This is a genomic window from Caballeronia sp., from assembly GCF_049581465.1.
Taxonomy (GTDB): Bacteria; Pseudomonadota; Gammaproteobacteria; order Burkholderiales; family Burkholderiaceae; genus Caballeronia.
Genome location: NZ_JBAUSA010000247.1, coordinates 1 through 4,036, shown reverse-complemented (window position 1 = coordinate 4,036; position 4,036 = coordinate 1). Strand labels below are relative to the sequence as shown.

Below are 4,036 nucleotides of genomic sequence, written 5' to 3'. Positions count from 1 at the left end.
CCCGTACACTGGGCGCACTTCGCTCGACCGACCCCAAGGCTCCGGCCGCGAACCCGACTACAACCAAGGACGCTCGCCATGACCGAATCCACCCTTGCCGCGCAACTCGTGCAGGCGCGCCAGCAGCACACGCTAATCGAAGACCTTGAATCCGTCGATATCCCCGCCGACGCGAACGCGGCATACGCCATCCAGCACCAAGTGCTGTCACTGTCAGGGGCACGGATCGGCGCCTGGAAAGTGGGCGCGCGAGCACCCGGAGTACAGGCGAACGGTGCACCCATCGACGCCACGCTCGTCCACGAATCACCCGCAAACATCCCGCACGATTCATTCTTTCGTGTACTCGTCGAGCTGGAAATAGCGTTTCGATTCAAATACGCGCTGCCCCCGCGCGACGAACCTTACACCCGCAGCGAAGTGTTCGCGGCGCTAGGCAGCATGGCGGTCGCGCTAGAGGTCGTGGACAGTCGTTTCGAACAGTGGCCCAATCTCGCGCCACTCGCCCAGCTAGCGGATTCGCAGAACAACGGCGCGCTCGTGGTGGGCAAGATGGAGCCTTACGACGTGATCGCACCAAGCTTCGATTTTTTATCGCCACAACTCGAATTGATGTTCGATGGCACGTCGATCCTACCGCCAAGTACCGGTAACCCAGTCGGCGATCCTCGCGAATTGCTGGTCTGGTTCGTCAACCACTGCGGCGCAATGGGTCACGCGGTCCAGCCGTTCTGGACCGTCACGACAGGTTCTTACACGGGGGCGCGACGCATCGAAGCGCCCGGCGTACTCAGTGGCCGGATCGACCGGATAGGCGAGATCGAGTTGACCCTCTCCTGAGCACAGCGATGCAATTACGCTAAAGCCGCGACACCACTTGTGTGCGGTTTCGCGCACAAATGAAAGGCGCTCATGAAGCGCCTTTCTTCTTTCTTGTATCCCTCCACGCGTTATGGGAATTGCCATGCACGCTCATGCATGCGTGAGGACGCATGAGCAGATCATTTCATGATCACGGACAGTAGAGGCGGCACTCAAATTAGACACGAGTGCTTGCATCGATCACACGTCGCCCTGCGTATATAAAGACACTCCCACAGACACCCGTACAAACATGCTTACTGACTCGCTCACCGACACGCGCAGAGGCGAACAAGGGGACGAGTGGTGGGATAACCGGCGCATAAAGCCGGGATGGCTATCGGATAACGCGGTTACAAATTGTCAACCAGACCCAGCGCACAAACGTTGCGCAAAGTAGGGTAATGACACTGGCAGTCGAACTATCTGACTGCCAACGTGCCACGGGCGTCAAGGCTTGTACAGCAAGGCTGTGCGCGAATTGCCTGCAACGTTTCGCGACTCGGGATAATGATTGTAGGTGAACGAAAATATTCCACCAAGCTAGGAATACTTCGAAGCAAATCAGCAACGCAATTGCATGAAAAAAAATTCGAAAGGGTTTAGGATGAACTGAAGCGATGTTGTTCTGTTTAGGCGCGCCGCGCAGACATTGCTTTCTGACTTCGGTGAGGAGGTAGCATGGATATCTACAGCAGTTTCGCGACCCGCTTCGAAAAAACCCGCGAGGAGGATTTCTCGCTCGAAGAGTATCTCGCGCTCTGCAAAGACGATCCTGCGACGTATGCAACATCGGGCGAGCGGATGCTGGCGGCTATCGGGGAACCGGAGTCCGTCGACACGCGCACCGACCCGCGTTTATCGCGTGTGTTTGCAAACAAGGTCATCAAGGTGTATCCCGCATTCCGTGAGTTCTACGGGATGGAGGAAGTGATCGAGCAGGTGGTGTCGTACTTCAGGCACGCGGCGCAGGGTCTCGAAGAAAAGAAACAGATCTTGTATCTGCTCGGACCCGTGGGCGGCGGCAAGTCGTCCATTGCCGAACGTCTCAAGCAACTCGCCGAACGCGTACCCTTCTACGCAATCAAGGGTTCGCCCGTCAACGAGTCGCCTCTCGGGCTTTTCGACTACGACGAAGACGGTCCGATCCTCGAAGAGCAATATGGCATCCCGCGTCGTTACATCAAAAACATTCTGAGCCCCTGGGCGGTAAAGCGCCTGCACGAATTCAACGGCGACATTCGCAAGTTCCGCGTGGTCCGCCGTTATCCCTCCATCCTCCGCCAGATCGGAATAGCCAAGACCGAACCGGGCGATGAAAACAATCAGGACATCTCGTCGCTTGTCGGCAAGGTCGATATTCGCAAGCTCGAAACTTATTCACAGGACGACGCCGACGCGTACAGCTATTCCGGTGGCCTGTGTCTCGCGAATCAGGGCATGCTTGAATTCGTCGAAATGTTCAAGGCGCCAATCAAGGTATTGCATCCCTTGCTGACTGCAACTCAGGAAGGCAATTTCAAGGGTACGGAAGGATTCGGTGCGATCCCATTCGAAGGCGTGATTCTCGCGCACTCCAATGAGTCTGAATGGAAGACGTTCCGTAACAACAAGAACAACGAAGCATTGCTGGATCGTATCTTCGTAGTGAAAGTGCCTTATTGCCTTCGCTATAGCGAAGAAATGAAGATCTACGAAAAGCTGTTGCGTAATTCTTCGCTGGCGGAAGCTGTTTGCGCGCCTGGAACGTTGAAGATGATGGCGCAAATGGCGGTTCTTACACGCCTGCACGAACCGGAAAACTCCAGCCTGTTTTCGAAGATGCAGGTTTATGACGGCGATAACCTGAAAGACACGGATCCCAAGGCGAAGTCGTATCAGGAGTATCGAGACTTCGCGGGCGTCGATGAAGGCATGACCGGCGTCTCGACGCGGTTTGCATTCAAGATTTTGTCGCGGGTATTCAACTTCGATTCGACTGAAGTCGCCGCCAATCCGGTCCACCTGATGTACGTGCTGGAACAACAGATCGAACGGGAGCAATTTCCGCCGGAAACGGAGCAGAAATACCTGTCGTTCATCAAGGACGTACTGGCGTCGCGGTATGCCGAATTCATCGGCAAGGAAATTCAGACTGCTTATCTGGAATCTTATTCGGAGTATGGACAGAACATTTTCGATCGCTACGTGACGTACGCCGATTTCTGGATTCAGGATCAGGAATTCCGCGATCACGACACAGGCGAAAGCTTTGACCGCGCTTCGTTGAATGCCGAGTTGGAGAAGATCGAAAAGCCGGCGGGCATCAGCAACCCGAAGGATTTCCGCAACGAGATCGTGAATTTTGTATTGCGGGCGCGCGCGGCGAACGGCGGCAAGAATCCGGCCTGGATCAGCTACGAAAAGTTGCGGGTGGTGATCGAGAAGAAGATGTTCTCGAATACGGAAGAGCTTCTCCCTGTGATCTCGTTCAATGCCAAGGGATCGGCGGAAGAACAGCGCAAGCACGAGGATTTCGTCAATCGCATGGTCGCCAAGGGTTATACGCCCAAGCAAGTGCGGCTCCTTTGCGACTGGTATCTGCGGGTCCGTAAGTCGTCGTAAGGAAAACGACTTCTCACCGTAGCGAAGCAAAACGTGATTGAATCGTAGTTGTGTTGTGATCCAAGGGCATACGCTCGTGCGGCGCCGGCCACGTACGGCTAGCATGAGCACCTTGCGAGGCGCGCTTCACAGCCTGAGCCGCAGTCAGCGGTGACGGCCATCCGGCGCCTCGCTTCCTCGCCCATTACGCGGGAGACTGGATGTGCTGCATCAAATCATCGACCGCAGGTTAGCCGGTAAAAACAAGAGCATTGCCAACCGCGAACGCTTTTTGCGTCGTGTCAAAAACTATATTCGCCGTGCGGTGTCGGATGCCGTTCGCGACCGAAGCATCAAGGATATCCAGAGCACGCAAAGCATCACGATTCCGAAGAAGGACATCGCCGAACCGTCGTTCCGGCATGGCCCCGGCGGAAAGCGCGAACTCGTGCATCCGGGCAACTCGGACTATATTCGCGGCGACAAGATCGCGCGGCCGAGTGGCGGAGGCGGCGGTGGAGGGAAGACGGCGAGCAACGAAGGCGACGGGCAGGACGACTTCGTGTTCGAGTTATCCCGCGAAGAATTCATG

The 4,036-nt window shown here is 55.9% G+C and carries 3 protein-coding genes; all 3 read left to right on the top strand.

Annotated elements, in window-relative coordinates; genetic code table 11:
* Positions 1–78: 78 nt before the first annotated feature.
* Positions 79–840: a 2-keto-4-pentenoate hydratase gene (locus tag WCA53_RS06140; protein WP_423906941.1), complete on the top strand. Its 762-nt coding sequence runs from the start codon at positions 79–81 to the stop codon at positions 838–840.
* Positions 841–1,542: 702 nt separating this feature from the next.
* Positions 1,543–3,465: a PrkA family serine protein kinase gene (locus WCA53_RS06135; RefSeq protein ID WP_423906939.1), complete on the top strand. Its 1,923-nt coding sequence runs from the start codon at positions 1,543–1,545 to the stop codon at positions 3,463–3,465.
* 202 nt (positions 3,466–3,667) lie between these two features.
* Positions 3,668–4,036, top strand: a 369-nt coding sequence (locus tag WCA53_RS06130; protein ID WP_423906937.1) for a DUF444 family protein, incomplete at its 3' end; no start/stop codon positions are given.